31 protein-coding genes and 2 pseudogenes are annotated in these 24,996 nt (G+C 71.5%); 17 read left to right on the top strand and 16 right to left on the bottom strand.

Going from position 1 to position 24,996, the window contains the following annotated elements; all coding sequences use genetic code 11:
- Positions 1 to 589: 589 nt before the first annotated feature.
- The 4 genes and pseudogenes from ACZ4N5_RS23500 to ACZ4N5_RS23485 all read right to left on the bottom strand — a co-directional run bounded on the left by ACZ4N5_RS23500 (position 590) and on the right by ACZ4N5_RS23485 (position 2,419).
- Entirely contained in the window at positions 590 to 862 is a 273-nt protein-coding gene (locus ACZ4N5_RS23500; RefSeq protein ID WP_467759019.1) for a hypothetical protein, read from the bottom strand.
- 95 nt (positions 863 to 957) lie between these two features.
- Positions 958 to 1,194, bottom strand: a pseudogene (locus tag ACZ4N5_RS23495) (ABC transporter permease); the annotation flags it as partial.
- A gap of 78 nt (positions 1,195 to 1,272) precedes the next feature.
- The gene (locus tag ACZ4N5_RS23490; protein WP_467759018.1) at positions 1,273 to 1,593 is read right to left on the bottom strand and encodes a hypothetical protein; all 321 of its coding nucleotides are present in this window, start codon (positions 1,591 to 1,593) and stop codon (positions 1,273 to 1,275) included.
- Positions 1,594 to 1,963: 370 nt separating this feature from the next.
- Entirely contained in the window at positions 1,964 to 2,419 is a 456-nt protein-coding gene (locus tag ACZ4N5_RS23485; RefSeq protein WP_467759017.1) for a MarR family winged helix-turn-helix transcriptional regulator, read from the bottom strand.
- A 221-nt stretch (positions 2,420 to 2,640) separates the two neighbouring features.
- Between ACZ4N5_RS23485 and ACZ4N5_RS23480 the strand changes: the two genes are divergently transcribed.
- Positions 2,641 to 2,988 carry an STAS domain-containing protein gene (locus tag ACZ4N5_RS23480; RefSeq protein ID WP_467759016.1) on the top strand — a complete coding sequence of 116 codons (348 nt, stop codon included), beginning with the start codon at positions 2,641 to 2,643 and terminating at the stop codon, positions 2,986 to 2,988.
- Between the two features lie 93 nt (positions 2,989 to 3,081).
- Here ACZ4N5_RS23480 and ACZ4N5_RS23475 read toward each other — a convergent pair whose 3' ends face one another.
- Both ACZ4N5_RS23475 and ACZ4N5_RS23470 read right to left on the bottom strand, forming a co-directional pair.
- Positions 3,082 to 3,513: a MarR family winged helix-turn-helix transcriptional regulator gene (locus ACZ4N5_RS23475; RefSeq protein ID WP_467759015.1), complete on the bottom strand. Its 432-nt coding sequence runs from the start codon at positions 3,511 to 3,513 to the stop codon at positions 3,082 to 3,084.
- 170 nt (positions 3,514 to 3,683) lie between these two features.
- Positions 3,684 to 3,839, bottom strand: a complete 156-nt coding sequence (locus ACZ4N5_RS23470; protein WP_467759014.1) for a hypothetical protein — start codon at positions 3,837 to 3,839, stop codon at positions 3,684 to 3,686.
- A gap of 127 nt (positions 3,840 to 3,966) precedes the next feature.
- Here ACZ4N5_RS23470 and ACZ4N5_RS23465 point away from each other — a divergent pair.
- The 6 genes and pseudogenes from ACZ4N5_RS23465 to ACZ4N5_RS23440 all read left to right on the top strand — a co-directional run.
- Positions 3,967 to 4,269, top strand: a pseudogene (locus ACZ4N5_RS23465) (phosphatase); the annotation flags it as partial.
- Positions 4,270 to 4,379: 110 nt separating this feature from the next.
- Positions 4,380 to 5,279: an STAS domain-containing protein gene (locus ACZ4N5_RS23460; protein ID WP_467759013.1), complete on the top strand. Its 900-nt coding sequence runs from the start codon at positions 4,380 to 4,382 to the stop codon at positions 5,277 to 5,279.
- Positions 5,276 to 5,695, top strand: coding sequence for an STAS domain-containing protein (locus ACZ4N5_RS23455; RefSeq protein WP_467759012.1), 420 nt, complete (start codon positions 5,276 to 5,278; stop codon positions 5,693 to 5,695). Before ACZ4N5_RS23460 ends, ACZ4N5_RS23455 begins: the two co-directional genes overlap by 4 nt.
- Before the next feature lie 47 nt (positions 5,696 to 5,742).
- Positions 5,743 to 6,138: an anti-sigma regulatory factor gene (locus tag ACZ4N5_RS23450; RefSeq protein ID WP_467759209.1), complete on the top strand. Its 396-nt coding sequence runs from the start codon at positions 5,743 to 5,745 to the stop codon at positions 6,136 to 6,138.
- The gene (locus tag ACZ4N5_RS23445) at positions 6,135 to 7,208 is read left to right on the top strand and encodes a SpoIIE family protein phosphatase (protein ID WP_467759011.1); all 1,074 of its coding nucleotides are present in this window, start codon (positions 6,135 to 6,137) and stop codon (positions 7,206 to 7,208) included. The genes ACZ4N5_RS23450 and ACZ4N5_RS23445 overlap by 4 nt, the downstream gene beginning before the upstream one ends.
- On the top strand, positions 7,205 to 8,965 hold the full coding sequence (locus tag ACZ4N5_RS23440; protein ID WP_467759010.1) for a PP2C family protein-serine/threonine phosphatase: 1,761 nt from the start codon (positions 7,205 to 7,207) through the stop codon (positions 8,963 to 8,965). Before ACZ4N5_RS23445 ends, ACZ4N5_RS23440 begins: the two co-directional genes overlap by 4 nt.
- Positions 8,966 to 9,487: 522 nt before the next feature.
- Here the strand turns inward: ACZ4N5_RS23440 and ACZ4N5_RS23435 are convergent.
- The gene (locus ACZ4N5_RS23435) at positions 9,488 to 9,898 is read right to left on the bottom strand and encodes an ATP-binding protein (protein WP_467759009.1); all 411 of its coding nucleotides are present in this window, start codon (positions 9,896 to 9,898) and stop codon (positions 9,488 to 9,490) included.
- A 496-nt stretch (positions 9,899 to 10,394) separates the two neighbouring features.
- Here ACZ4N5_RS23435 and ACZ4N5_RS23430 point away from each other — a divergent pair, with 496 nt between their 5' ends.
- Positions 10,395 to 11,609 carry a phospholipase D-like domain-containing protein gene (locus ACZ4N5_RS23430; protein ID WP_467759008.1) on the top strand — a complete coding sequence of 405 codons (1,215 nt, stop codon included), beginning with the start codon at positions 10,395 to 10,397 and terminating at the stop codon, positions 11,607 to 11,609.
- A 69-nt stretch (positions 11,610 to 11,678) separates the two neighbouring features.
- Here the strand turns inward: ACZ4N5_RS23430 and ACZ4N5_RS23425 are convergent, their stop codons facing one another.
- On the bottom strand, positions 11,679 to 12,383 hold the full coding sequence (locus tag ACZ4N5_RS23425; protein ID WP_467759007.1) for a GAF and ANTAR domain-containing protein: 705 nt from the start codon (positions 12,381 to 12,383) through the stop codon (positions 11,679 to 11,681).
- Between the two features lie 264 nt (positions 12,384 to 12,647).
- Between ACZ4N5_RS23425 and ACZ4N5_RS23420 the strand changes: the two genes are divergently transcribed.
- The 4 genes from ACZ4N5_RS23420 to ACZ4N5_RS23405 all read left to right on the top strand — a co-directional run bounded on the left by ACZ4N5_RS23420 (position 12,648) and on the right by ACZ4N5_RS23405 (position 14,424).
- On the top strand, positions 12,648 to 12,914 hold the full coding sequence (locus ACZ4N5_RS23420; protein ID WP_467759006.1) for a WhiB family transcriptional regulator: 267 nt from the start codon (positions 12,648 to 12,650) through the stop codon (positions 12,912 to 12,914).
- Between the two features lie 112 nt (positions 12,915 to 13,026).
- The gene (locus ACZ4N5_RS23415; protein ID WP_467759005.1) at positions 13,027 to 13,461 is read left to right on the top strand and encodes an ATP-binding protein; all 435 of its coding nucleotides are present in this window, start codon (positions 13,027 to 13,029) and stop codon (positions 13,459 to 13,461) included.
- Positions 13,462 to 13,615: 154 nt separating this feature from the next.
- Complete coding sequence (locus tag ACZ4N5_RS23410; protein ID WP_467759004.1) at positions 13,616 to 13,921, top strand: hypothetical protein; 306 nt, start codon at positions 13,616 to 13,618, stop codon at positions 13,919 to 13,921.
- Between the two features lie 38 nt (positions 13,922 to 13,959).
- Entirely contained in the window at positions 13,960 to 14,424 is a 465-nt protein-coding gene (locus ACZ4N5_RS23405; RefSeq protein WP_467759003.1) for a hypothetical protein, read from the top strand.
- Positions 14,425 to 14,625: 201 nt separating this feature from the next.
- Here the strand turns inward: ACZ4N5_RS23405 and ACZ4N5_RS23400 are convergent, their stop codons facing one another.
- Both ACZ4N5_RS23400 and ACZ4N5_RS23395 read right to left on the bottom strand, forming a co-directional pair.
- Positions 14,626 to 15,081 carry an ATP-binding protein gene (locus ACZ4N5_RS23400; protein ID WP_467759002.1) on the bottom strand — a complete coding sequence of 152 codons (456 nt, stop codon included), beginning with the start codon at positions 15,079 to 15,081 and terminating at the stop codon, positions 14,626 to 14,628.
- Positions 15,082 to 15,162: 81 nt separating this feature from the next.
- Positions 15,163 to 15,348 (bottom strand): CsbD family protein, encoded by a 186-nt coding sequence (locus ACZ4N5_RS23395; protein ID WP_467759001.1) that lies wholly within the window; start codon positions 15,346 to 15,348, stop codon positions 15,163 to 15,165.
- Positions 15,349 to 15,765: 417 nt separating this feature from the next.
- On the opposite strand from ACZ4N5_RS23395, the gene ACZ4N5_RS23390 reads away from it, so the two are divergent.
- The 3 genes from ACZ4N5_RS23390 (at position 15,766) to ACZ4N5_RS23380 (ending at position 17,880) form a co-directional block, all read left to right on the top strand.
- Entirely contained in the window at positions 15,766 to 16,146 is a 381-nt protein-coding gene (locus ACZ4N5_RS23390; RefSeq protein WP_261705500.1) for a DoxX family protein, read from the top strand.
- Positions 16,143 to 16,610, top strand: coding sequence for a peroxiredoxin (locus ACZ4N5_RS23385; RefSeq protein WP_355850602.1), 468 nt, complete (start codon positions 16,143 to 16,145; stop codon positions 16,608 to 16,610). The genes ACZ4N5_RS23390 and ACZ4N5_RS23385 overlap by 4 nt, the downstream gene beginning before the upstream one ends.
- Before the next feature lie 322 nt (positions 16,611 to 16,932).
- On the top strand, positions 16,933 to 17,880 hold the full coding sequence (locus ACZ4N5_RS23380) for a TauD/TfdA dioxygenase family protein (RefSeq protein ID WP_467759000.1): 948 nt from the start codon (positions 16,933 to 16,935) through the stop codon (positions 17,878 to 17,880).
- A 31-nt stretch (positions 17,881 to 17,911) separates the two neighbouring features.
- Here ACZ4N5_RS23380 and ACZ4N5_RS23375 read toward each other — a convergent pair whose 3' ends face one another.
- The 5 genes from ACZ4N5_RS23375 to ACZ4N5_RS23355 form a co-directional block, all read right to left on the bottom strand.
- Entirely contained in the window at positions 17,912 to 19,378 is a 1,467-nt protein-coding gene (locus tag ACZ4N5_RS23375) for an FAD-binding protein (protein WP_467758999.1), read from the bottom strand.
- Between the two features lie 176 nt (positions 19,379 to 19,554).
- Entirely contained in the window at positions 19,555 to 20,742 is a 1,188-nt protein-coding gene (locus tag ACZ4N5_RS23370; RefSeq protein WP_467758998.1) for an SPFH domain-containing protein, read from the bottom strand.
- An 11-nt stretch (positions 20,743 to 20,753) separates the two neighbouring features.
- Entirely contained in the window at positions 20,754 to 21,005 is a 252-nt protein-coding gene (locus tag ACZ4N5_RS23365; protein WP_261705504.1) for a hypothetical protein, read from the bottom strand.
- Between the two features lie 128 nt (positions 21,006 to 21,133).
- Positions 21,134 to 22,015, bottom strand: coding sequence for a hypothetical protein (locus ACZ4N5_RS23360; RefSeq protein ID WP_467758997.1), 882 nt, complete (start codon positions 22,013 to 22,015; stop codon positions 21,134 to 21,136).
- A gap of 229 nt (positions 22,016 to 22,244) precedes the next feature.
- Positions 22,245 to 22,478, bottom strand: a complete 234-nt coding sequence (locus ACZ4N5_RS23355) for a chaplin (RefSeq protein ID WP_467758996.1) — start codon at positions 22,476 to 22,478, stop codon at positions 22,245 to 22,247.
- Positions 22,479 to 22,676: 198 nt separating this feature from the next.
- On the opposite strand from ACZ4N5_RS23355, the gene ACZ4N5_RS23350 reads away from it, so the two are divergent.
- Positions 22,677 to 22,883, top strand: coding sequence for a hypothetical protein (locus ACZ4N5_RS23350; RefSeq protein WP_261705507.1), 207 nt, complete (start codon positions 22,677 to 22,679; stop codon positions 22,881 to 22,883).
- 117 nt (positions 22,884 to 23,000) lie between these two features.
- On the opposite strand, the gene ACZ4N5_RS23345 is transcribed toward ACZ4N5_RS23350, so the two are convergent.
- Positions 23,001 to 23,651, bottom strand: a complete 651-nt coding sequence (locus ACZ4N5_RS23345) for a DUF4360 domain-containing protein (protein ID WP_467758995.1) — start codon at positions 23,649 to 23,651, stop codon at positions 23,001 to 23,003.
- Positions 23,652 to 24,357: 706 nt separating this feature from the next.
- Here ACZ4N5_RS23345 and ACZ4N5_RS23340 point away from each other — a divergent pair.
- Positions 24,358 to 24,900 carry a hypothetical protein gene (locus ACZ4N5_RS23340; RefSeq protein WP_467758994.1) on the top strand — a complete coding sequence of 181 codons (543 nt, stop codon included), beginning with the start codon at positions 24,358 to 24,360 and terminating at the stop codon, positions 24,898 to 24,900.
- Positions 24,901 to 24,996 lie beyond the last annotated feature (96 nt).

Raw genomic sequence — 24,996 nt, 5'->3', positions numbered from 1 at the left:
AAGAGGGCGGTTCGTGAGCTGATGTCCTTTCTGGGTCTGGCAGTCGGCCCGGCCGAAGGTCAGAGCCGGCCTCTAGGATGATTCGATGCTCAATCGGCTGGAGATCAGGACGTTGCCACCAGGGTCCCGATGGGCTGCTCAGCTGCGGTTGTGGATCGACGGCAAAGACGTGGTGGCAGAGCCGGTCGGCGAGGGAGGCCGTGGCCCGTTCGTGGAAGAGGCACTGCCCGCCGACGGTCGCGGCCCGCTGTGGGCGACCGCAGAGGGAAGACGTGTGGTGTTGGGGGAGCCCGAGTGCACGGGCGGATGCTGCGGCCGCGTCTCGGTGTTCGTGCAGCGGCACGGGGGCATCGTGGAGTGGTCCGACTGGCAGGTGCCTGGAGGTGAAGCACGGCCTCCGGCATTTCACTTCGAGGCCGGGCAGTACGACGCCGAGGTGGCCCGGGCCTCGGCAGATCGGTCTTGGCGCGTCGCCACGGGGTGATGAGGCCGACCGACTCTCACAGGACCGGCTGCCGGGTCGCCGGAGACCGGCAATGGTCTTCGGCGGCCACAACTGCGGCAGAGCTGTCGGTCGCGGGAGCACGGGCTACTGCTGCCCGGCGAGGTCGCCGGTGTTGATCTCGGTGAGGATGCCGGGCTTGACCAGGCGTTTCGGCTTGGCGCGGGTGCCTTCGATGTTCTTGGGCAGCGGTTCGTGGTCGAGGGCTTCGCAGACGTCGCGGGCCCGGAGGGGGCCCGGGGCCTCGTCGAAGGCAACGAGGATGCGGGGGCAGTCCGGGTGTTCGGCCTGGCCCTGCGGGGTGATGTTGTGCTGGTCGGCAGGGTGCGAGAGCTGTTCGAGATCGTGGGGTTGCCGCATCGGCCGGTCCGGACGGCAGGTGGGGGACGTGCCTCATCTGGCCGTTGCCGACAGCCTCGAGCAACGCCCCTCCGGGCCGGGTCCGGGACCCGCTCTCACCTGGCCAGTCGGCCCAGCAACGAGGAAGCGGACCAGATACCGAAGGCCGCGGCGACGGTCAGGACGCCGTAGTCGAGGGGCAGGTGAGCGGGGGTGCCGAGCAACAGGCCGCGCAGGGCGTCGACTTGGTAGCTGAGCGGGTTGACCCTGCTGACGGCCTGCAGCCGGCCGGGCATGACCGCCACCGGGTAGAGGGCGTTGGAGCCGAAGAACAGGGGCATGGTGATGGCCTGGGTCAATGCCGGTACACAAGGCGCCACCAGCGTCGCTTGTGCCGCAAGAACTCCAGGCGGCGCTCACCGTACGGGAGATCACGCGCGGGTGGTCGCCGCCCCCTTCACCCGGGACGCGAACACCCCGCACACCGGGCAGGCCCTGGCCGAGGCGTCCGCCGTGGCCAGATGGACCCGGCGCGTACCGTCCTCAAGCCGCTCAACGTGTATGACGGACACCCCGTCGAGGTCCAGCAGCAACGTCGTATCGTTGACGTTCTTCCTCGGCAACTCCGCCAGCAGCCCCGCGACGAACTGCGCGAACACCACCCGAGGCTCCGGCCGGTTGAACAAACGCCCCATCGAGCCGCTCAGTTCGGTCAGCGCCGCGTCCCACCCGGCTATCTGCTCAGCCGTCACACTCTGCATCACGCCCGGTCAACGACGAACGAAGACCCTCGTCGCATGATCTCCGGCTGTAGTACTCGGCAACAACAAGGCTGCACGACACGCCTTGAGCGTCGCGCACCGCGCCGTCGTCTCGGCGTCCTTGCACACCACCAGCATGCGGGCTCAGCGCGTCGCCGCGGACCTGCTCAAGTCGTACGGCTACCTGCCTGTGGACCGCCGGGGGCCGGGACCGTCGCGTCCGCGCCGCCGGCGCCCGTTCCGGCGGCCGGGACCGGGGTCCTGGCCGCCTCCGCCGCGTCGCCGCCCGCGGTCGGCCCTCCACCGTCGGCCGCCGGGCTCCCCCGCCGTGCGGGGGACCTCCGTCCGCTCTCGTGCCGCGTCATGTCTCCTCGGCCTCCTCGTGCAGGTTCGCCGCCAGCTTGCGCAGGGCGGGAAGGGCGGCCTGCAGGGCGGCGCGGTCGGCGTCGTCGAGACGGGGCACCTGGCTCCGTACGAGCACAGCGCGCCGCTGCCGCCAGTCGCGCAGCCGGGCATCGGCCGCGGGTGTGGACAGCAGACGTGCGGCACGCCGGTCGGCCGGATCCGTCTCCCGGATCAGATAGCCGTCCCGGACCAGCTGGTTGACCAGCGTCGAGACCGAATTGCCCGCCAGGTAGAGCTCCTTGGCGGCCTCCGACACACCGATGCCGGGCCGGTCGACGACCAGCCGCAGCAGGTCGACCTCGGCTCCGCGCAGCCGCGGTCCGGTCGTACCGACGCGCAGCCGCCCTCTGATCAGCCGCTGCAGTCCGGCCAAGGCGTCGGCCAGGGCCTCGGGAAAACCCTCCGACTCCACACAGCCGACATATCTCTGTGTCAGAGGTAATACGGGAAAGGGAGAGTCGAGGGTCGCAACCGGTGGGCAGGGCCGCGCCGACCAGCAAGGGAGGAAACCCGAGGTGTGCGCCTCGATTCGGCGGGTAACCGATGATCTGCTCGCCGGCGTGCCCAGCGCCGGATCGAACCCGACGGGTCAGGACCCCCTAGGAGGTAACCGTGCCGGCCGAACCAGCTCCTGTGTCCATTGACGTGACGTTGTGCGGCGAGGGCATCGCCCTGGTCACTGTCGCGGGGGAACTGGACGTCGAGACGGCCCCCCAACTGCGCGACCGGCTCGCCGACCAGATACGCGGCGGGCGGCGGCACCTGCTGCTCGACCTGTCCGCGGTCCCCTTCATGGACTCCTCCGGCCTCAACGCCCTCCTCAAGGCGCACGACGCGACCGGACGCGCCGGAGGGAGCGTGTGCCTGGTGTCGCCCGCGCCGGTCGTCCGGCGGATTCTGGATCTCACGGGAGTCAGCCGCACGATCGCGTCGCTGGACGGCGTCGACGCCGCACTCGCCCACATCGGCGAGGGGGCCTGAGTTGGCGCGGCGGGTGAGGCGGTCCGCTCCCGCGCGGCGACCGCGCCGCGCGGACCGTCGGCGGCCGGTTCCGGTCCCGGGCCGAGGCGCCGTTCAGGCGGAGCGGGCGTCCATCGCGTCGCCCTCGCGAAGCTGTGCCGCCGCGGCGGCGCAGAAGGCCGCCAGCCCCTTCACGAGTGCGGTCCGGTCACCGGCCGGCATCTGTGCGAGGACCGCTTCCACGGCGTGCTCGCGACGTGCGCGCAGCTCCGCGAGGAAGGTCCGGCCCCGGGCGCTCAGGAACAGCCTCAGCTCCCGGCGGCTGATGGCGCCGGGTACGCGTTCGATGAACCCCACGGCCTGCAGCCGGTCGCACAGTCTGCTGGTCGAGGGAGGCGTCGAGCCGAGCGCCTCGGCGAGCGTCCTCAGATTGATCCCCTCGTCGTGCTCCAGGACGAACAGCACCCGCAGCTGGGACGTGGAGACGGGAGCCGTCGAGGCGCGCCCCCAGAGAATCTCCAACAGCTCGGCCGCCTCAGCGGTCACGCGAGCCACCTCACCGGGCTGCGGACGCGGGCGGGACGAAGTCACCGTCTCACTCTCCCAGTCTTCCAGGGCACTGTCAGCCTGTCGGGGGCTCGACGGGAACCAACCGGCACATACCGGCGCCCACGCGTCATGGGCCGGCTCCCCCGGAGCCCGGACCCGGCATCGTACTAGTGGAAGAACGGCGTATCCGACATCGTGAACAGATTGTCGGCCGCGGAGCGGATGTTGCGCACCGCGGCCCCCACCGGTTGCCGGACGCGGTCCGTGACGTGCTGTGCCGTCACTACGCGGCCGGGTCCGTCGAACTCCTCGAGGCCGACCACGGGTTCACCGAGCTCCGGCCCGTGTCGATCCTTCCGCACTCACTGCCGACCGACCCGGGGATCGACGCCCTGCGCAACGCACGCCGTGCGGGCATCTCCATCGAGGACCAGGCGACTCTCGCCGACCAGGCGACTCCTCGTCAGCGACGGTGTCCACGGCGTCGCCGGGCCCGGCGGGGAGACGTGCGGGGAGAAGGCCCCGGCCAGGCCGATCACCTCAACCCGCCTGCTGCCCGCGACGGAGGTGCCCCGCGCCGTCCTCAGGGAGCCGACCGGTCACCGGGGCGGGCCCGGACCGGAGGACGACGCCCTCGTGGTGTGCCTCGACCGGCACGCGCCACCGGCCGCACGCCGGCCCGCCCACCGGCCCCGGGCGGCGCACGGGCCCCGGCCGGCCGGGCCGGTACCGCGCGCGATCCCCGTGACGTGAGCGGGAGCCGTGCACGCTCGGACCATGAATACAGTTGTCGTACGACAAGAGATCGCGCCGGACGGCGGATCCCGGATGTCGGCACGACGCACTACCTAGGAGAAGAACACGTGGCGGACCACCAGACAGCGGTACATCAGGAGTCGTCGGCCCAAGAGGTCGGTGACTTCCTGCGTCGGCGCCGCGAGCAGATCGCCCAGCGCTGGGCCGACGAGGCGCTGTTCCGCACCGTCTTCACCGTCTCCCGGGACGAGGCGGTGGAGGCGGGCCGGGCCGTCGTCGAGGCGCTCGCCGCGGTCGCGGTCGCGGGCCGGGTGGAGGACCTCGGGGCCGCCGGGTTCGCCACCGTGCGCGACCAGTTGGGGCGAATGGCGGCCTCCCGCGCGCGCACCGGTGCCACCTCGGCCCGGATCGCCGACGAGGTGGCGGCACTGCGCCCCGCGGCCTCCGAACTGCTGAGCGCCGACCTCGCCGACAGCCCCCGCGAGCTCGCCGAGGAGTGCGCGGTCACCCTCACCGCGCTGCTGGGAACGCTCCGCCTGGTCGTGCTGGAGACGGCGCTCAGCGCCGGACAGGAACTCATCGACCGGCAACGCCTCCAACTCCTGGAAGTGGCCACGCCCGTGATCAAGCTGTGGACCGGTGTGGTCGCCGTCCCGCTGATCGGCACCCTCGACAGCGCGCGCAGCCAGGTGGTGATGGAGAGCCTCCTCGACGCCGTCGTCAGCCAGCAGGCCCGGTTCGCCATCCTGGACATCACCGGGGTGCCGACCGTCGACTCCCTCGTGGCCCAGCACCTGATGAAGACCGTGGCCGCGGCGCGCCTGATGGGAGCCGAGTGCATTGTCTCGGGCATCCGGCCCGCCATCGCGCAGACCATCGTCCACCTCGGCATCGACCTCGGCACGGTGGTCACCCGGGCCAGCCTCGCCGACGCCCTCGCGTACGCCCTGCACCGGCAGGGCATCGCCGTCGTCGACCAGGACCGTTCCGGCCAGAGCGCACGGTGAGCGCCCCCATCGCCGGCTCCTCGGGCGCCCAGGTGCCCGTGCTCAAGCTCGGTACCGTCCTCCTGGTCACGCTGCAGGGCGACCTGTACGACGAAGCGGCCGAACAGCTGCAGCGGAACATCGGCGAGGCCATCGCGGCGAGTTCCGTCACCGGTGTGGTCATCGACATCTCCGGGGTGGAGATCGTCGACTCGTTCCTGGGACGCGTGTTCGCCGAGGTCGCGGCCCACGCGAAGCTGCTCGCCGCGCAGACGGTGGTCGCGGGCATGCGCCCCGCTGTCGCCATCACCCTGGTCGAACTGGGCCTCACCCTGCCGGGGTTGCGCACCGCGCTCAATGCCGAGGAAGCCATGCGCCTGCTCTCCCCGGCGTCGACGCCCCTTCACCACAGCCCAACACGGCAGGAGAGCCCGTGACGGACACTTCCGGCCGTGTCACCGCCTGCCTGCCGATCCGCAGTGACATGGATCTCGCGTGGGTGCGCCAGCATGTGCGCCTGGCAGCCGCCCAGCTCGGTTTCGGACTCGTGGATCAGACCAAGCTGGTCACCGCGGCCAGTGAACTCGCGCGCAACACCCTGGTGCACGGCGGAGGAGGCCAGGTCGAGTCCACCGTCCTGGAGACGGGGGCCGCGCGGGGGCTGCGCCTGACCTTCTCCGACCAGGGCCCCGGCATCCCCGACATCGAGCGTGCACTCGGCGACGGCTACACCTCCGGCGGCGGCCTGGGCCTCGGGCTGGGCGGAGCCCGGCGCCTGGTGCACGAGTTCTCCATCGACAGCCGTCCCGGCGAGGGCACGGCCGTGACCGTGATCTGCTGGACCGCCGGCGCCCCGCGCCCTCGTGAGGAGAGCCGATGACGCGCGTCTGGGACGTACCCGTCCACGACTCCACCCGTGTCCGGGACGTCCGGGTGGCGGCCGAGGACGCGGCGGACCACACCGGACTCGGCCGCGACCGTACGGCCGTCGCCGCGCTCGTCGCCACCGAGCTGGCCACGAACCTGCTCAAGCACGGGGGCGGCGGACAGATACTGATCGACACCGTGGACGCGGACCTGGCGGACCCCGGCACCGGGCGCGGCCCGGCCCTCCAGATAGCGGCGATCGACCACGGCCCCGGCATCGCCGACCTCACGACCGCGTTGCGCGACGGATTCTCGACGACGTCCTCGCTCGGCGCGGGGCTCGGCACCTGTCGCCGTATCGCCGACCACTTCGAGGTGCACACCGTGCCGGGCCGGGGCACCGTCGCCCTGGCCCGGGTCCACGCGGCCCGCAGGGACCGGCCCGGACACCGCCTCCCCGACACGAGCGGACCGGTGCGTGCGGGAGGCATCAACATCCCCCTCGCGGCCGCCGCGTGCTCGGGCGACGCCTGGGCCTGTGTCCGTTCCGGCGACCGGATCACGCTGCTGTTGGCCGACGGCCTCGGTCACGGCCCGGCAGCCGCGAAGGCGTCCGGAACGGCCGTGGAACAACTGCGCCACCTCGCGCATCTGCCGCCGGCGGAATTGCTCGGAGTCCTGCACACGGCGCTGCGCGACACCCGGGGAGCCGCCGTCGCGGTGGCCCGGCTCGATCTCGCGACCCAGCACCTCGACTTCGCGGGGATCGGCAACATCGGAGCCAGGCTGCGCTCCGGCGACAGCTGGCGTCCGCTGCTGTCCCACCCCGGGATCGTCGGCGCCCACCGTCCGGCCCGCCTGCCGCAGTGCCGGCTGCCCTGGACCACGGACAGCCTGCTCGTGCTCCACAGCGACGGCCTGCCCAGCCGCTGGACTCCCCCGCCCCTCGCCCCCCTGACCTCCTGGGACCCCGCGGTCACCGCCGCCGTGATCGTGCGGGATTCCAGCAGTGCCGCCCGCCCGGTGCGGGACGACACCACCGTGGCCGTACTGACCCCCACCCCGCTGGATCACCGATCATGACCCATACCTGGCAGATCACCACGGTCGACGACGCCGCCCGTGCCCGCATCGCCGCCGCCCGGCTCGCCGCGGCGCACGGCGTCTCCACGGTGGAGCGCACCCGGCTGGTCACCGCGCTGAGCGCGCAGCTGCGGCAGTGCCTGGTCAAGGGGGGCTGCTGGCGGCTGACCCTGCGCACGACCGTGCCCTCGACGGCGGGGCGCGCCGGCCGGCTCACGGTCACCGTCGACGCGGGGTCGAACGGGGCGGAGAGCAGGCCGAGTTGGCAGGCGAGTGTCGGAGTCCCGGAACCGTGCCACGACAACGACGCCGACGTACCCCGGGTGCCGCGCGACCGCACGGCCTTCGCCGACGCCCTCCTCAGCGCCGACGACGACACCTCCCGGGTGCTCGACCAACTCACCGAACAGGAACGGCTGGTCGCCTTCCACCGGGAGGAACTGCACCAGACCAACCAGGGCGTGCTCGCGCTGCACGCGGAACTCGACGCGGCCGGCCGGGTCCAGCGCGAACTGTTCGGCGCCGAACGCAAAGCCCGTACCGAAGCCGAGAGCGCCCGGCGCAGACTGACCTTCCTCGCCGACGCCAGCGCCGCCCTCACCGCCTCGCTCAACCACGAGGAGATCCTGAACCGTCTGCCGCGGCTGCTCGTGCCGGACTACGCCCGGAGCGTCGACGTATGGCTCTTCGCCGACGACGCCAAGGCCCGCGGACACGCCGCCCACCCGGCGGCCGCCGTCGCCGCCGCCCGCACCGGCCGCCCGCAGTACGCCGCCGACCATCCGAGCGGTCTGCCCGGCGTCGACGACCAGCCTCCCTCCGCGCTGAACCCGGAGCAGCCGCTGCTGTGCATCCCGCTGCCGAGCCGGCACACGCCCCTCGGCGTGGTGACGCTGACGCCGCCGCGGGAGCGGTGGAGCGCGGACGACGCGGTGATGCTCGTCGAGCTCGCCCGCAGGGCCGGCATCGCGATCGACCACGCCCAGCGCTTCGAGCACAACCGGGACATCGCCGAGACCCTGCAACGGGCCCTGCTCACGGACCTTCCCACGACACCGGGGCTCAGCCTGGCCGCGCGCTACCTCCCCGCCACCCACGGTCTGAACATCGGCGGGGACTGGTACGACGCGTTCCGCCAGCCCGACGGGGGTCTGGTCGCCGTCATGGGTGACGTCACCGGCCACGGACTGCACGCGGCCGTCATGATGAGCCAACTGCGCACCGCCCTGCGGGCGTACGCCGTCGACGGCGGCACACCGGGCCGGCTCCTCACCCGCCTGCACGTGTTCCTGCACCATCTCCAGCCCGATCTGTACGCCACGGCGGTCATCGCCCGCTTCCACCCGGACGAGACCACCGTCACCTGGGCCGCCGCCGGGCACCCGCCGCCGGTGCTGCGCACTGCGGACGGCGATGTGCGTGTCCTGGACGCCAGACCCGGTGCCATGCTGGGCATCCCGCTGTACCAGGAGATCCAGGACCACACGGCGCAGCTTCCGCCGGGATCCACGCTCGCGCTGTACACGGACGGTCTGGTGGAACGGCGGGCCCTGGGCATCGACCCGGGCATCCGGCGGCTGGCCGAGGCACTGTCCGGGGAGCGCGCGGCCGATCTGGACCACGATCTGGAGGGCGCCGCCGACCGGATCCTGGATCCGATGCTCCGCGACTCGCAGCGGGACGACGACGTCTGTCTGCTGCTCTGCCATGTCGGCGGCTCGGCGAAGCCCCGTATCCCCGAGCAGGCGTCCGCCTGACGCCGGCCCGGCCCCCGCCGGGCAGCGCTTCGCCACGGGCGCGCATCCCGGCCCACCCGTCCGGCCGCCCCTCGCCGACCGTCGTACGCCGCTGGGGTTGATGACCAGGTGGTAGCCGCCCGAGGCGTTCACGGCCACGGGCACGGTGACGGAGGCAGGTGCCTGGAACGCGCGCAGTCCGTCCTCCGGAGACGTCCGCCGGAGCGGAGTCGTCGCCGTCGGCACGACCGCCGGATTCAGGGTCCGCGCCCGGCGATCTCCGTGCCCTTCGACGGCGTCCGCCATCCGTGCGACTGCCTCGGGACGGGCGCCGACGGGTACCGCTGCGCGGTTCACGTCCCCGTCCTCCGCCACCGGTCATCACGCGCTTCCCCGGGGCCTGTTCACAACACGTCCGCCGTGCGGACGGAGAACCTCGCCGCGCGGACGGCGATTTCGTCGCGGTCGGTGGTCGCCGCCGGATCGCGGATGATGCTCGTCCCCGGAGTCGTCAGAAGCCGGAAGCGTCAGAAGCGAGAAGCGTCAGAAGCTCACGACGGCGCGGACGGTCTTGCCGTCCGGGCGGGACAGCACGGTCAGTTCGGAGGACAGCCGGCGCACCAGCGGCCAGCCGAAACCGCCCTGTCCGGTCAGGTCGAGACGCCGGGGACGCGGCGGCTCGGGGTCGTCGTCGGAGACGGAGATGCCCACTCCGTGGCCCACGTCCCACAGATCCACGCTGCACAGCCGGCCGCGCGCGTGGCGCACCACGTTCGTCACCAGCTCCGAGACCACGAGGGTGACGGCCTCGGCGGCCTCACGCGGCACCTGGCGGGGCAGCCCTCCGAGAAACGTCCGGGCCATCCGCCGGGCGTGCACGGCGGCCTGCGGATTTCTCTCCAGCCTCGCGCCGGGAACGGGGCCGAAGTCGCAGGGCGGTTCGACAGTGGTCATCCCTTCACCTCCCTTGCGTGCTTCCCACCCGTACGCCGCACAGCGGCGCCACTCCGTGTCGGTCCGGTGTGTCGGGCAGGCTGTTCCCCTTCTTCCCGGAGGGCCGGAGCCCATGTCACGGGTTCCCCGACCTTCACACCGTGGTCACAGGTGCCCTCGCCGAGCGCCGGCGGACCGTTCTCCCGGCCCCACCGATGTCGCGAGGCCGCATCGGCACGGGTCGAGGTTGGCCCGGGATCGACGTCGCGGGGGCCGCAGGGGAGTGCCGCGGCGGATCGGGGGCACCAGAGCACGCGTCGCGAGCGCCCAGGGGCGCTTCGGCGACGCCGCTCCCGTGGCGGTCGAAGGGGCCGGGCGACCCCGGGCCGACACGGTCGAGCGGGAGGGGTGGCGGCCCCGTCGGGCAGGTCCCGGCAGGGGGCCGCCACCCCATCACCCCTCCTCACAGGCCCGGAGCGACGAGGCGGAACGCGGCACGGACAACGGGAGACGGTGGATGTCCCAGACCATCACGGCACGAGTCGAGACGAACGGACCGGTGGACCCGACAGAGGCGCGACGGCGCAAGCAGCGGCTCCGCAGACGCCTGGAGCGCCTCCTCGGGATCGCCGCGACCGAGGGGAACGAGCTCGTTCCCCTGCGCAACGGCGACCGGATCTTCGCCGCGATGCTCGACGCCGTGCGGTCCGCCGAGCACACCATCGACATGATGACCTTCGTGTACTGGCGCGGACAGATAGCCCGCGACTTCGCGGCCGCCCTGGCCGACCGCGCCCGGGCGGGTCTTCGGGTGCGGCTGCTGCTGGACGGCTTCGGCGCGAAGCGGATCGAGCAGGACCTGCTGGAGTCCATGACCTCCGCCGGTGTACAGGTCGCGTGGTTCCGCAAACCGCTGTGGCTCTCACCCCTGAAGCAGAACCACCGCTGTCACCGCAAGGCACTCGTCGTCGACGAGCACACCGCCTTCACCGGGGGCGTGGGCATCGCCGAGGAGTGGTGCGGGGACGCCCGCGGTCCCTCCGAGTGGCGGGACACCCACGTCAAGGTGCGGGGGCCGGCCGTGGACGGCATCGCCGCCGCGTTCGCGCAGAACTGGGCGGAGTGCCACGACGAGCTCTTCGACGACCGGGACCGCTTCACCGGCCACGACCAGCCGGGCACGGCGACCGTCCAGGTGGTGCGGGGCTCCGCGAGTTTCGGCTGGCAGGACATGCAGACCCTCGTCCGCGTGATGCTCGAGTCCGCCGAGGGCCGGTTCCGTCTGGCCACCGCCTACTTCGCCCCCGACGCCTTCTTCGTGGACCTGCTGTGCGCGACCGCGCGCCGCGGTGTCCGGGTGGAGATCCTGCTGCCGGGTCCGCACACCGACCAGCGGGCCTGCCAACTCGCCGGTCAGCACCACTACGGCGCGCTCCTGGACGCCGGTGTCGAGATTCGCCAGTACCAGCCGACCATGCTCCACACCAAGATCATGACGGTGGACGGTGTGGCCTCCCTCATCGGCTCCACGAACTTCAACCGCCGGTCCATGGAACACGACGAGGAGGTCATGCTCGCCGTGCTCGACGAGGCGTTCACCGCGGCCCTCGACCGGGACTTCGACGAGGACCGGGAGCACGCCGTGGGCATCGAACCGGCCCGCTGGCGGCACAGGTCCCCGCTCCAGCGCGCCAAGGAGCTGGCCGTCGCCCCGCTGCGCCGCTTTCTCTAGGGCCTGTCCGGCGATTCCCACCGGGCATCACCGCCGGGGCGTGCCGGGGTCACTCGTGGGCGCGCCGGATCAGGACGGGCGCTCGCCCGTCTCGCAGACCTTGCGGGCGATCTCCCGCAGTTTGATGTTGTGATCCTGGGAGGCCTTCTTCAGCACGCCGAAGGCGTCGTCCTCGCTGAGTCCGTGGCGCTCCATGAGAATGCCCATCGCCTCACCGATCTCGTGACGGGTCTCCAGCGCCTGGCCGAGTTGCTGGTGCGTACGAGCCGCGGAGAGCGCGACGGCGGCGTGCGAGGCCAGGATCCAGCCGGCCCGCTGAGCCGACTCGTCGAACATGTTCGGACGGTGCGAGTACACGTTGAGGGCGCCGAGTTCGTCGTCGTCGGTGAACAGCAGAAAGCCCATCATGCTGCCCATGCCCAGCTTCCTCAGTTCGGGGGCGAAGCGGGACCACTTCTCGTGCGGCCGACGCAGGTCCTCGATGGCGTAGAGCTGCTGCCGCTCGGTCACGGCGTCGAAGCAAGGCCCCTCCCGCAGGTCCTGCTGGATCCGGTCCGCCATGCGCACGACGTCGCTCGTGGCGGCCAGCGCACTGACCTCGCCCCGGCGAACCGTGAGGATGCCGCCCTCGTCGCACCCGTTGATCAGCACCGTCGCGTGCTCCACGATCCGGTCCAGGGTTGCCTGCACCGAGTCCTGGGCGAGCAGGTCCCGTGCCATGTCCGCCAAGGCGACGGCAAACTTCTCCCAGACCTCGCTGGACTCCTGCGCCATGGGCCACCCGCTCATTCGTCGAAACCCAACCGGCCTTCACCTGGGAATCCATCTTGCCACCCCGGTGCGTCCACCGAGCCGATCGGGGGCCGACGGTCCGGCGGCCGTGCCCGTTTCCCGCCACCGGGCGTGCTCGCCCCGTGCGGCCGATCCGGAATCCACGGGATCTTTGCCGCCTCGTCCGTTTCATCCGGGCGATCAAGGGTGACCCGAGGGGGAACCGAAACCCGACGAACGCGTCCACTTCGATCACAGGAGGCTCGTATGGACAACTGGCGTGATTCCGCGGCGTGCCGCACCGTCGACCCCGATCTGTTCTTCCCCATCGGCAGCACGGGCCCCGCCATGCTGCAGATCCAGGAGGCGAAGGCGGTCTGCGCCGGCTGCCCGGTCCGCGAGGAGTGCCTGCGCTGGGCCCTGGACACGGGCCAGAGCGTCGGTGTCTGGGGCGGTACCAGCGAATCCGAACGGCGCGCGCTGGCGCGCCGCCGCTCCCGTGGGCGTTCCCGCTCCCAGGACACGCCGGCGTAGGCGGAACGGCGGGCAGAACCGGACCCTCGCCGGGGACCGACCGCTGATCCAGGTGACCGGGTCGCGACGGGGCGAGAGCCATTCCGCCGACGAGATCCGAACGAAGGGCGCGATGGAAATCGATCCGAGTCGGAACAAGAAGCCGTCGTACGAGGAGATCGGGGCCCTCACCAGCGCGTTCGGCGGGCAGCTGCGCAACGTGACCGACGCGCGGCTGGCCGCAGACGGCTATCTGCGCGCCCTCGCGCGAACGTCACCGCCCTCGGCTGCCGAGCACTGGGACGACATCCTGCTCGTGGTCACCGAGCTGGCCGCGAACACCGTCCAGTACGCGCCCGGTCCCTTCGAGCTGCGGATGCGTCCCACGTTCGACGGTGTGCACGTGATCCTTCGCGACAGCAGCACCACCCGGCCCGCGCCACGTCGCTTCCGCCCCTCCCAGGGCGGGGGCGGCATCGGCTGGCATCTCATCCAGGCGCTCTGCGACCAGGTGAGCGTGATCGTGCGGCCCGACGGCAAGGACGTCCACGTGTTCCTGCCCTGGTGACGAAACGCTCCGCCGCGCCCGTCCGCCGACGCCCCGGTGGCGCACGCACAGGCGACACAGGCACAGGTGACGCACGCAGAGGTGTCGTCGCGCCCGCCGGGGGCACCCGGGTCCGACGAGGCAAGCGGTCCCGTCGCACGATCGAGGTGGAGCATTGAGTCCCGAACCCGAACCGTCCGAGCTGGAGCACGCCGTGTGGGAGCGGGTGTGCCGCACCGCCACCGGAATGAATCATCATCAGGCGAAGGCGGCCCTCGACGACGCTCGGAACGCGGCCGAGGACGTTTCACCCACCGGCCGGCAGGCACGCGACGCGCGGGCGGAGGTGGAGGAGTGGGAACGGATCACCGACACTCTGGCCGACCACGCCGGGGTGTACGACCCCGCGACGGATCCCTTCGTCCAGGGCCGGCTCTCCGCGCGAACCCACCGCGCTCAGGCACCGGCGCAACGCCGCTGAACACAAACCCGCCCCCAATGTCAGTGCCCTGCGCAACAATGATCATCAGCCCGAACGTCACCGCCCCCGCGATGCGTGATCCGATCCGTCCGTCGAAAGGCCGCATGCACATGACGCCGACCTCGCACCGCCGTGCCGCGAGCCCCGCCGGACGGCCGGTGACCATGCTGCGGCCGCTTCCCCGCACCCACACCCCGCTCAGTGCCGAAGGTTCCGAGGTCCTGCGTCTGATCACCCAGCGACGGTTCCCGGTCCGCCTCACCGTGCACGCGAACGGCCGCCGCCGGTACGGCTATTGGCTTCCCCTGGACACTTCCACCGGGCGCGGCGGTTGCTATGTGGCCCTGCCCACCGGCGAGTGCGACGCGCTGCACGCTGCGGGCCGGATCGTTCTCGGAGACCCTCTCGTCGACCCCGCGAAGACCACGTATTCGGTCCAGGCCGCGGCTCGGGCCGCCGCCACGACGGCCCCGAGCGCGTCCCGGGACGCCCTCACGGCGTGAGGTCCCGGCTGACGAACGGGTGCTCGCGGGGGCGGGCCGCTCACGGGCACGGGACGGGGAACGGGACAGGAAACGGAACGGAGACCGGAAACGCGATCGCGGCAGCGGACGGGCGCCGTGATCGCGCCGCGCTCTCGGACGTCCCTGGACGTCGAACTCCAGGCGCCCTCCTGGACGTCGGACGAGGCCGGTTCCGCGCGGTCAGCGGCTCACTCCGGTTGAGAGCGGTACCACCGCCGTGATGCGCTTGCCGCCGGCCCGCAGGTTCGAGATGACGACATCGCCGGCGAGGGTGCAGACGATCATCCACCCGTGGCCACCGACCCGAAGGCGCCCGGCGTCGTCGATCTGCCGCACGGGCACGGGCAGTTGATCACTCCGGTCGCACACGGACACGTGCACCTCCCGCTCGGTCGGTGTCACCTCGAAGGCGGTGACACCGCCGCCGTGCAGCATCGCGTTGGTGACCAGTTCGGAGGCGACGAGCAGGGCGTCACCGACGGATTCGTCGTCGTCCCGCGCGCGGCCGCCGGACCGCCCCGCGAGGGCGTGCCTGACCGCCTGTCGTACGTCGGCGGGACTTCCGGGCCCCGTCGAGACCACCTGCCGCGAAACGGCCACCGCGCCGGTGGCGGACCTCTGGTCCTGGCCGCACATTCTTCGCTCCTCCTCCGAGGCCCGGAATTCGGCAGGGCCCGCCGCGAAACCCCGCGACGGGCCCTGCCGAATCGGCCGTCTTCAGTGCCGGAATACGTCCTTGGCCGCGTCCTTGGCCTTTTCCTTGGCCTGTCGGGCGTCGCCCTCGGACTGCTCGACCCTGCCCTCGGCCGTCATCCGCTCATCACCGACCGCGCGTCCGACGGTCTCCTTGGCCTTGCCCTTCACCTGTTCCGTCCGGGCGCGGGCCTTCTCGTCCTCCGCCATCGCAGTCCCCGTCCTCACTGGTCGACCATTGCGATTCAGTTCTACGGCTGACCGTGAATCGAATCCCCAAACCCGGACGTTCGCGTATTCCCCGGACTTCGCCCGACGGACCGAAATCCCACCTCTTGCCAGGGCCGGCCCCGCGGGCGGATTTCGAAGGCCTTCCGGTTCGTCGACGCGGACCCGGAGCGCGTCCGGTGGCCGAGCGGATCGCGTCCGGATCGCGTCCCGTGACCGACCCGATGGAGATGCGGGCCATCGACAGCGGCGAGACGCCGACCTTCACCCGGTACGGGCGTTCGGTCCTCCGGCAGCCACCGCCCACACCCCCGAACGGCACCCAATCGACGCGCCCCACCCGTATCACGGGCACTTACCCTCCAGTAATATCCGCGGCAGGCCCCCCGAGGAGGAACCGTGCCACGGTCGGAACGATCGCCCTTGCTGCTCGCCGGCCTTTTGGCCACCGCGGGCGTCGCCCACTTCGCGGTACCACGGCAGTTCGACGCCACCATCCCGCGCGCTCTCCCGGGAGCGCCGCGGACCTGGACGTACGCGAGCGGTGTCGCCGAACTCGCCCTGGCGGCCGGAGTGGCGCTCCCCCGGACGCGTCGGGCGGCCGCGCTGGCCACCGCCGCCTTCTTCGTCGGTGTCTTCCCCGCCAATGTCCAGATGGCCGTGGACTGGCGTCATCGTCCCGCGCCCCTCAAGGCGGCGGCTCTGGCGCGGCTCCCGCTCCAGGTTCCGCTCGTCCTGTGGGCCCGCGGAGTCGCTCGGTCCGGAAAGGGACAGTCATGACATCTCAGGTGAACGTGGGCGACCAGGTCGAGGACTTCACGCTGCCGGACGAGACCGGGACGAACCGGAGCCTGTCCGAACTGCTGGCCGACGGGCCGGTGGTGCTGTTCTTCTATCCCGCCGCCCTCACCAGCGGCTGCACCGCCGAGGCCTGCCACTTCCGCGATCTGGCCACCGAATTCACGGGCGCCGGCGCGCGGCCGGTCGGGATCAGCGGTGACGCGGTCGACCGGCAGCAGGAGTTCGCCGACCGCCACACACTCGGCTTCCCCCTGCTGTCCGATGTCGACGGCACCGTGCGAGAGCGGTTCGGGGTGAAGCGCGGCTTCACACTGGCCCCCACGAAGCGGGTCACCTTCGTCATCGCGCAGGACCGCACCGTCCTGGAAGTGGTCCGCAGCGAACTGCGCATGAGCGTCCACGCCGACCGCGCTCTCGCCGCCCTGCGCGAGCACCGGGACTGAGCCGTCCCGCATCGGGACTGAGCCGTCCGGGGCGCGGTCACAGGCGGCTGCGTCGAGGTAAACAGGGCCCGCCCCTATGCGGATGGAGGGCGGGCCCCGTTCACTTCGCCTCATTCTCGACACCGGCCGGGTCCGCCAAAAGGGAGTGCGGCACAGCAAGTGCGCGAAACGGGACACACCCCGTGCGATTCGTGCACCTCCCGTGCGCGGTGTCCGCCCTTCCGTACGGTGTCCGCCCTCGCCGTGCGGCGGCCTGTCGGGGGCACGGGCCGGCGGTCATGCTGGACACCGACGAGCCCACAGCACGATCCACGGAGGCCCCATGACGGACCAGGTCACACGTCTCGAAGTGAAGCCTGCGGCCGGACACATCGGCGCCGAGATCACGGGAGTCGACCTGGCGGAGCCGCTGCCGGACGAGACCGTCGCCGCGATCCGGGCGGCGGTGCTGCGCTGGAAGGTGGTGTTCTTCCGCGGCCAACGGCTCGACCACGCCTCGCATGTCGCCTTCGCGCGCCGGTTCGGGACACCGGTCCGCCTCCCGTCCCGGGGCAGCGCGTCGCCCAGGGACTTCCCCGAGGTCGAGACGACGGCCGACCGTCTTGAGCTGGGCGGGCGGTACGGCATGGACCACGAGGAGTGGCTGCGCAGGCGCCGCCACTCGCTGCTGCGCGGGTGGCACTGCGACCACGGCGCGCGGGTCGATCCCCCGGCCGCGACGATCCTGCGCGCCGAGACCGTGCCGCCGTACGGAGGTGACACGACCTGGTCGAACCTGGCCGTCGCCTACGCGGGCCTGTCGGCTCCCGTGCGTGCCTTCGCCGACGGTCTGCGCGCGGAGCACCGGCTGGGGGTCGGGTACCAGACGCGGCCGGGCGACGACGCGTACGTACGTCACCTGCTGGACCGTCAGATCGCCACCGACCACCCGCTGGTGCGGGTGCATCCGGAGACGGGCGAGCGGGTGCTGTTCGTCAACGGCTACTACGTCGAGCAGATTCTCCAGGTGTCCCGGCCGGAGAGCCGGGCGCTCCTGGACATGCTGCTGGAGCAGGCGACCCGGCCCGAGTACACGGTCCGCTTCCGGTGGGAGCCGGGCAGCGTGGCGTTCTGGGACAACCGGGCGACCATCCATCTGGCGCCGAGCGACACCGCCCATGTCGACCACCCCCGGGTCATGCACCGGGTGATGCTGGCCGGAGATGTCCCGCAGGGGGTGGACGGTGCGCCGTCGGTGCCGATCGTGGGCAGCGAGCCCGGCCGCTGGTGAGCGCGGGCCGTTCGGCGGGAGCGGGGCGTCATCAGAAGATGCCCTGCCCCGGGACCAGGATTCCTCGCGGGTCGTACGTCTGCCGGGCGGTGGCCAGCCGTCGGTAGGCGGGGCCGAAGTGCTCGCGCCAGTCCGCCGCGTCGAAGGGGACCGAGCCGACCGGATAGTGGGTGCCGCCCGCCGCGTGGACGGTGTCGTAGGCGGCACGGTTGGCGGCGAGGAGACGGTCCACGGTCGCGGTGTCGTCGGGCGGGGTCGTGCGCAGGACGGCCAGCAGATAGGACACCGGGTCGTCGGGAGTGCGGAGCAGCGGGGTGTGCAGGCTCTCGCGCAGCACCGGGTACAGCAGGACGACGCCGGGGCCGAGGTCGGCCGGGGTCAGGTCCTCCAGCAGGGACGCGGCCAGCGTCGCCGCCGAACGGCCCGGCAGCAGCAGGTTCAGCCACGGGTGGGCGAAGGCCCACAGACCCGCTTCCTTGAGCGCGGCGACTCCGGCCGCGAGCCGGTCGAGGAAGTCGTAGTAGCCGAGGTCGCCGGTCTGCGCACCCGCGGGGTCGTGGCGAAGTCCGCGCAGCAGCGTGGTGTCGTCGGGGGCCGGACCGACGGGCGGCCCGTAGGCGACGGCTTCGAGGACATAGCCGTTGAACGCCCCGGCGGCGTCGGCGGTCACCTGGCCCTCGACGTAGTCGAAGCGGCCCTCCTCGACGAGCAGTCGCTGGTCGTCGAGGAAGGTGCGCAGGTCGTCGTACGGAAGGAGGTAGTGGCGTACGGTCTCGGGCGCGGGGACCAGGCGCAGGGTGGCGCCGACGATGATCGCGCACTGGCCGAGCCCGGCGAGCACGGCGAGGAACAGGTCGCGGTGGTGGGTCGGGGAGCAGCGGACCAGGTGGCCCGCGCCGGTGACGACCTGCAGTTCCGTCACGTTGTCGACCTGGGCGCCCTGCTGGTGGGTCTGACCGCCGATGCCGCCGACCGACAGGGTGCCGCCGACGGAGAGTTCGAGATAGTCGGTGAAGGTGGGCGGGGTGAGTCCGTGCGCCAGGGTGGCCTGGGCGACCTCGCTCCACTTGGCGCCCGCGCCGACGGTGACCGTCGTGCTCCCGGGCCCGACCGGACCGATGGACGCGAGCGGCGTGGTCTCGATGACCAGGCCGCCGTCGACCTGCGCCTGCCCCTGGGTGGCGTGGCCCTGACCGCGCGGGGCGACGGACACGCCGTGCTCGTTGCAGAAGCGGACCATCGCGACGATGTCGCGGACCGAGCCCGGTCGCAGCACCGCGACCGGACGCCGGTGGACGATGTGGCCGAAGTCGTCGGCGTCCGCCGAGAGCGAGGCGTCGTCGGTGTGCACGCTCCCGTCCAGCCGCGGGAGGCCCGCGAGCGGCCGGTCGGTGGTGGTGGCCGCCCAGCTCCGGGTGAACGGATCGAACCCGACGACCGCGGCGCCGGCGGCGGCGAGGCCCTGCAGTGCGGTACGTCGCGAGGGTGTCCGGGGCATGCGCTCCTCCTGGGGCGGCCGCGTCAAACGATCAACTGGGGCAGAGTGTAAGGGACTTGAGAAACATCCGGGCCCATTGATCCGAACGCGGGTCCTGGTGTGCCGGTGCCGTCGGAAACGGCTGCGTCCGCCGCCCCGGGAGGGACGGCGGACGCGGAGCGAACCAGGAACTCGGGTCAGTTCGCCTTCGCGGAGCCCTCCGGCTCGTCCCCGTCGACGGGCGTACGGCTGTACCCCTGGAGCTCGAGCGGGCTGTTCGCCTTCGCGGGACGGTTCTCGGAGTTCTGACCGCCCAGGTTCTGGCGGACCGAGTCGAGAATCGTCAGGCCCTGGGCGACCAGGCCGGCCGCTATCTCACCGAGGCCGTCGGCACCGTTGAGCACGTTGACGTTCGCGCCGGCGAGACCGCCCGCCGCCTCCTTGACGATCAGCGGGAGCTGGTCGATCAGCATCCGGTCGAGCGCGACCCGGTCGTGCGAGGCCGCCGCCTCGGCCTGGATCTTCATTCGCTCGGCGTCGGCGATGGCGAGCACCTTGATCCGCTCGGCCTCGGCCTCGGCCGGCCTGACGATCTCGGCGACCAGCTGCTGCTGACGCAACTGGGCCGCGCGCTGCGCGAGTTCGGTCTGCGCGGCGAGGACCTCCTGCTGGGCGTGGGCCTGGGCGAGCGGGCCCGCCTGGGCGGCCTGGGCCTGCGCCCGGTCCACCTCGGCCGAGTACTCCGCCTGGACGATGGCCGTCTGCCGGGCGTACTCGGCCTGGTTGCGCGCCGCCACCTGCTGCGCCTCGACGGAGGCCTGCGTGGCCTGCGCCTGGGCGATCTGGGCCTGACGCTGGATGGCCGCCTTGTGCGGCGCGGACATCGCGTCGATGTAGCCGGTGTCGCCGTCGTCGATCGACTGGATCTGGAGCGAGTCGACGATCAGGCCGATCTTCGCCATCTCCAGCTTCGAGGTGTCGAGGACCTCGGCGGCGAGCTTCTGGCGCTCGGTGACGATCTCCTCGACCGTCATCGAACCGATGATGGAACGCAGATGGCCCGCGAAGATCCGGCCCGTCAGGATCGACATCTGGTCCTGGTCGGACAGGAAGCGCTGCCCCGCGTTGATGATGCTCTCGGTGTCGTTGCCGACCTTGAACGCGATCACGGCGCGGACGTGCAGCGAGATGCCCTGCTTGGTGACACAGGTCTCGGTAACCTCCGCCTCGCACATCGACAGGGTCAGGAAGCGGGTCTTACGGAAGACGGGCAGCACGAACTTGCCGTGCCCCGTCACCACTCGGAACGGCGCGCCCCCCAGTCCCCGCCTGCCACCCGAGATCAACATCGCCTCATCGGGAGCGGGTACGCGATAACCGAACATGCTTCTCCTTCTCAACCGGCGCCGACGGCGTCGCCGTCCAGCGCGTCCAGCGGATCGACCCATTCGATGACGTCGACTTCACGGCATCCCCTGGATTCGATGACCAGCACGGTCGCCCCCTTCGGCAGGGGCTCCCGAGACCAGGCATGGAAGGTCTCGGATCCGCCTCTCACTCGCACCAGGATCTCGCCGGGACCGGCGGATCCCCGGGTGCCGATGAGCAGTTCCCCCGTGCAGCCGATCACGGCTTCGTCCTCCACCACAGCCGGCCACCCCCCATCACTCTGAATCTGCCTCTGACCTTAGACCCAGCCCTTTCCGGGCGCGTACGCCCCCCGTCGTCAACAGCCCCTCGGTGGGTACGCGCCCGGGCCTTACAAGGAGTGTGGGCTCAACTCTTGGTAAAGCGATAGGTCTTGCTGTCGGTCAGCACACAGAAGCCCGGTGACACCACGATCACGCGCAGGGTGGCGGAGCGGCGGTCGTAGTCGATGCCCTCCACCTCGAAGGTGCCCGAGCAGGAACTGCGCAGCGGGAGCCGGCGCAGCGCGGTGACGTGTCCGGAGACATCGGCCGTGCCGTTCGGCTCGCCCGACAGGTCGATCTGCAGCAGCGGCTTGGTCATGCCGAAGAGCGTGCCGGCGGGGTCGTCGGACGAGCACAGCAACTGGGTCGCCGTGACGAAGTCGCAGCCCTGTACGTCGCGTACGGCGTGGTCGAGGTTGATGGTGGACGCCTGCGGGAGGTTGACGGAGGGCGAGGTCGCCGGGTTGACGGCGGGGGTCGGGAACACGAGGAGCCAGTTCATCGTTCCGTACTCGCCGGACACCATCCACGAACCGCTCGGCGCGACGGTGACGAAGGAGTTGTTCAGCGCCTCTCCGGCGCTCAGTGTGTGGACGTACTCCGACCAGGCGCCGCCCGGCGCCTGCACGCGGAACATCTTCGAGTTGCCGGAGTCGCTCTGGTACGGCTCGACGTAGTAGCCGTCGTAGGAGGCGTCCGGGTCGCCGATGTGGTTCCAGCCGCGGCTGCTCACGCCGGTGGGGATCGTGCCGATGCCCGTGTAGTGGTTGGGGCTGCCTGCCGGGACCTCGACGGAGGTCAGGCCCTGGCTCTCGGTCAGCGGGTCGGCGCGGTCGGAGCCCACCTCGTTCCAGGTGTCGGCGGCCGAGGCGGGCGCGCCCGTGGCCACGGACAGGACCGCGGCGGTGGTGAGGGTGACGAGACCGGCCAGGACCGCGTGACAACGTTGTCGTGCGGGCATGCGCATGAAATGTGCTCCTCGATGGGGGGTGACTGGTCGGCGCACAGTCTGGCCCGCCCTGATGGTCATGTACAGACTAACGAATGGACGCCGGGCATCGGCTCCTCGTCCAGGAATCGTCAACCGGCCCCGAACGCGCCAGAGCCCGGCGGCTCACTCGGGAGGGTGAGTGAGCCGCCGGGCTCGGGCCGGTCCGCCGGCCGGGCAGCGTCTGCCCGGCCGGCGGACCTGATCGTCAGCGGTTCACGCAGACGTTTCCGACCGCCGGGCTCAGCAGACCCACCACGTTGACCGAGTTGCCGCAGACGTTGGTGTCGAGGTCGACGGGGATCTGGATGACATTGCCGGACAGGAATCCGGGACTGTTCGCCGCGACGCCCACCGGGTTGGGGTCGGCGGAGGCGGTCCCGGCGGTGGCGAGCAGGGCCACACTGGCAAGTCCGGCGGCAGCCATCAGACGAATACGCATTCCAAAGCTCCGTTCATTCGCAGGGGTGCGAGCTCCTCCACCATCACCTCCGCGAACGGTTGCCGACATTCCAGCGCAGCCGAACGGGGGTTCGCCCGCCGCGGCCGCCTGTGGGCCGGGCCGGACACGGGGTGCGTCGCGCGAGGCGTACCGAATGCCCGTAGCGTGAGAACAGATCCGGTGGAACAGGGAGAGACCATGCCAACCAGCCAGCCCGACGCGTCCACGCCCTCCGACGACAGGGCGACCCCCGACTCGCTGCTGCACACCGGCACCGAGGGCCCGGTGACGGCCGAGGACCTGGTGCTCGCCGCGGGTCGCGACGTCACTCCGCAGAACCTCGCCTGGGCCGAGCGCAAGCTCCAGGAGGAAGGCTCCGCGGCGGTCGACAAGCTGCTGCCTTAGGGGTTGTCGTTCGTCCGAAGGACAACCCCCAGCCCTGCCCGCAGGACGATGCCCGGGCCGGCTCGGCCGGCTCCGATGCGGTGGAGCCGGCCGAGGACCTGCGCGTGGAGCGGTGGGTCAGGAGGCGGGGCACTCCTTCCAGGCCAGGTGGTAGACGGTGCTGATGTCACCGTCCGTCGAGTCCATGGTCATGAAGCTGGAACTGCCGGGCGTCGAGGTGCCCGCGTTCACGCGGAGCTCGGTGTTGATGTTGAAGTTGCGCTGAACACCGCAGGGGGCCCAGACCAGTTGGGCCCAGTCCGTGGTGTCCGTGGACTGCCAGTCGTCGCCGTACGGGCCACGGAAGGGGTGGGTGATGGAGGCCGTGTTCGAGGACCCCTGGAAGTAGTACGAGGCCTTCTCGGTGCTGCTGGCACCCGCCTGGAGCGAGGCGAAGCCGCGGTAGTCCGCGCTGGCGATGGCATAGGTGAAGCCCTGCGGGACATGGACGATCAGGTTGAGCTGGCAGTTCTTGCGGAACGCGGTGGGGTCGGCGTTGCCCCCGACCTGGGCGAGGTAGTCGCTGTAGGTCACCGTGAAGGCGGTGTTGTCCGGGGAGACGGCGACGGCCGCGGTTCCCTGGGGACAACCGGAACCGTTGACCGTGGCGACACTGATGACGATCTTGTCCGGGGGCGGGTCGGCGATCCCGGAGGACGGGCTCGACAGGGGAAGCGCTGTGGCGAACAGGGCGGCGATCGCGCCACCCAGAAGCAGGCCACCAGCCATGGTGCTCCAATCCGTTGCGTCGGTGTTCCGGCGGCAGCACGCGGCTGCACGCCGTGAAATGGGGGGTGCGGCCCCCGAGGGAACGGGGAACCGTCGCAGACCAGTGCGTTGGATCAAGCGCACATACTTGAACATGCGCATGACAAATACACATGCGCAGTCCATTCCCGGCTGTGAAGGAGCTGTGAAGACCGGGAGTGACGAAATCGTACGTACGGGTGGTCGCGGTGGACAGGGCCATCTCCGGCCATTCGATACACGCCGTTCACACCTGACGCCACGGCCACGAGGCCCGTTCACCGCGGTTCTCGCCACCCACGGCCCCGGCCGCGGACGCTCCGGCCTCCGGCGGCCGTCACGGTGCGTGCCCGCCATCCCGGCGCGGGGCGGATGCCTGGGCGCCCCCGGCCCCTCCCCGGGTGACGGACCGTGCGGCGCGCGCCCGCCCGGGCAGCCCCATGGCACGCGCACGCATCTCCCGTCCCACGGCGCCCGGGGTGTGGCCAAAAGACGCACAGTGGGGCGGGGTTGGGCCGGTGGCGCCCGGTTTCGCGGGCGGTGCCACCTTTCCGTACCTCCTGAGGCAGGTGTTCCGAGGTCCTGACGCGGGCATTCCGGCGTCCCCGGAAGGACCGAAAGGCGACGGGGCCGCGCGAATCGCCCGCCCCCTCAGCGCGCCCCGGACGCCCCTGCGACACTGAGGCACATGGATCCACGACACCTGAGACTCGGCCGCCGTCGGATATGGATGAGCAGTGCCGTCTGCTTCCTGGTACTCGGGCCCATCGGCTGGTTCTTCGGTGGCTGGATTCCCTTCGCCCTGCTGGCCGTTGCCCTCACCCTCGCCACGGCGGTCTCGAGCTGGCGGGCCCCTACCTGGCTCGCGCCCGCCATCGCCAAGGGCCAGTCGGAGAGCCGCCGGGACGTCGCCACCTTCTGCGTGGTCATAGCGGTGAGCGGCTACGCCCAGCCGCCCGCACAACCCGCCCCCTCCCCGGCGGACCTCGCGGCCCTGCGCCTGGAGGCGTACCGGGCCGCCGCGGACGACGATCTCTCCGAGGAACTGCGCCTCCTCGCGGCCGACGCGCTGGCCGTCGCGGACCACGCCAACGCCGAGGACACCCCGGCCGGCTGGCGGGCGGCACGGGCGAGCGCGGAGCGGCTGGCGCACGCCGCCCAGGAGGGAAATCCGTACGTACGGCAGTTGCTCATCCAGTGGGTGGAGGGCAACCCGGCGGGCGAGCGCTAGATGTTCTGTCCTGGGAGGTTGTGGACGGGTGAGCCAGGTCTCGGCTGAGGGATCTTGAACGGGTGAGGGCCTTCCGGTTCGGTGTGGATTGCGACG

The sequence above is a fragment of the Streptomyces sp. NPDC026500 genome (assembly GCF_055567635.1).
This window is presented reverse-complemented; position numbering and strand designations above follow the sequence as displayed.

Bases quoted from the DNA above. Each gene is read 5' to 3' on its own strand.
- ACZ4N5_RS23500 (WP_467759019.1), bottom strand. From the start codon at position 862: ATGCGGCAACCCCACGATCTCGAACAGCTCTCGCACCCTGCCGACCAG.
- ACZ4N5_RS23450 (WP_467759209.1), top strand. From the start codon at position 5,743: ATGGATCTCGCGTGGGTGCGCCAGCATGTGCGCCTGGCAGCCGCCCAG.
- ACZ4N5_RS23445 (WP_467759011.1), top strand. From the start codon at position 6,135: ATGACGCGCGTCTGGGACGTACCCGTCCACGACTCCACCCGTGTCCGG.
- ACZ4N5_RS23440 (WP_467759010.1), top strand. From the start codon at position 7,205: ATGACCCATACCTGGCAGATCACCACGGTCGACGACGCCGCCCGTGCC.
- ACZ4N5_RS23435 (WP_467759009.1), bottom strand. From the start codon at position 9,898: ATGACCACTGTCGAACCGCCCTGCGACTTCGGCCCCGTTCCCGGCGCG.
- ACZ4N5_RS23430 (WP_467759008.1), top strand. From the start codon at position 10,395: ATGTCCCAGACCATCACGGCACGAGTCGAGACGAACGGACCGGTGGAC.
- ACZ4N5_RS23425 (WP_467759007.1), bottom strand. From the start codon at position 12,383: ATGGCGCAGGAGTCCAGCGAGGTCTGGGAGAAGTTTGCCGTCGCCTTG.
- ACZ4N5_RS23420 (WP_467759006.1), top strand. From the start codon at position 12,648: ATGGACAACTGGCGTGATTCCGCGGCGTGCCGCACCGTCGACCCCGAT.
- ACZ4N5_RS23415 (WP_467759005.1), top strand. From the start codon at position 13,027: ATGGAAATCGATCCGAGTCGGAACAAGAAGCCGTCGTACGAGGAGATC.
- ACZ4N5_RS23405 (WP_467759003.1), top strand. From the start codon at position 13,960: ATGATCATCAGCCCGAACGTCACCGCCCCCGCGATGCGTGATCCGATC.
- ACZ4N5_RS23400 (WP_467759002.1), bottom strand. From the start codon at position 15,081: ATGTGCGGCCAGGACCAGAGGTCCGCCACCGGCGCGGTGGCCGTTTCG.
- ACZ4N5_RS23395 (WP_467759001.1), bottom strand. From the start codon at position 15,348: ATGGCGGAGGACGAGAAGGCCCGCGCCCGGACGGAACAGGTGAAGGGC.
- ACZ4N5_RS23385 (WP_355850602.1), top strand. From the start codon at position 16,143: ATGACATCTCAGGTGAACGTGGGCGACCAGGTCGAGGACTTCACGCTG.
- ACZ4N5_RS23380 (WP_467759000.1), top strand. From the start codon at position 16,933: ATGACGGACCAGGTCACACGTCTCGAAGTGAAGCCTGCGGCCGGACAC.
- ACZ4N5_RS23375 (WP_467758999.1), bottom strand. From the start codon at position 19,378: ATGCCCCGGACACCCTCGCGACGTACCGCACTGCAGGGCCTCGCCGCC.
- ACZ4N5_RS23370 (WP_467758998.1), bottom strand. From the start codon at position 20,742: ATGTTCGGTTATCGCGTACCCGCTCCCGATGAGGCGATGTTGATCTCG.
- ACZ4N5_RS23360 (WP_467758997.1), bottom strand. From the start codon at position 22,015: ATGCGCATGCCCGCACGACAACGTTGTCACGCGGTCCTGGCCGGTCTC.
- ACZ4N5_RS23355 (WP_467758996.1), bottom strand. From the start codon at position 22,478: ATGCGTATTCGTCTGATGGCTGCCGCCGGACTTGCCAGTGTGGCCCTG.
- ACZ4N5_RS23350 (WP_261705507.1), top strand. From the start codon at position 22,677: ATGCCAACCAGCCAGCCCGACGCGTCCACGCCCTCCGACGACAGGGCG.
- ACZ4N5_RS23345 (WP_467758995.1), bottom strand. From the start codon at position 23,651: ATGGCTGGTGGCCTGCTTCTGGGTGGCGCGATCGCCGCCCTGTTCGCC.
- ACZ4N5_RS23340 (WP_467758994.1), top strand. From the start codon at position 24,358: ATGGATCCACGACACCTGAGACTCGGCCGCCGTCGGATATGGATGAGC.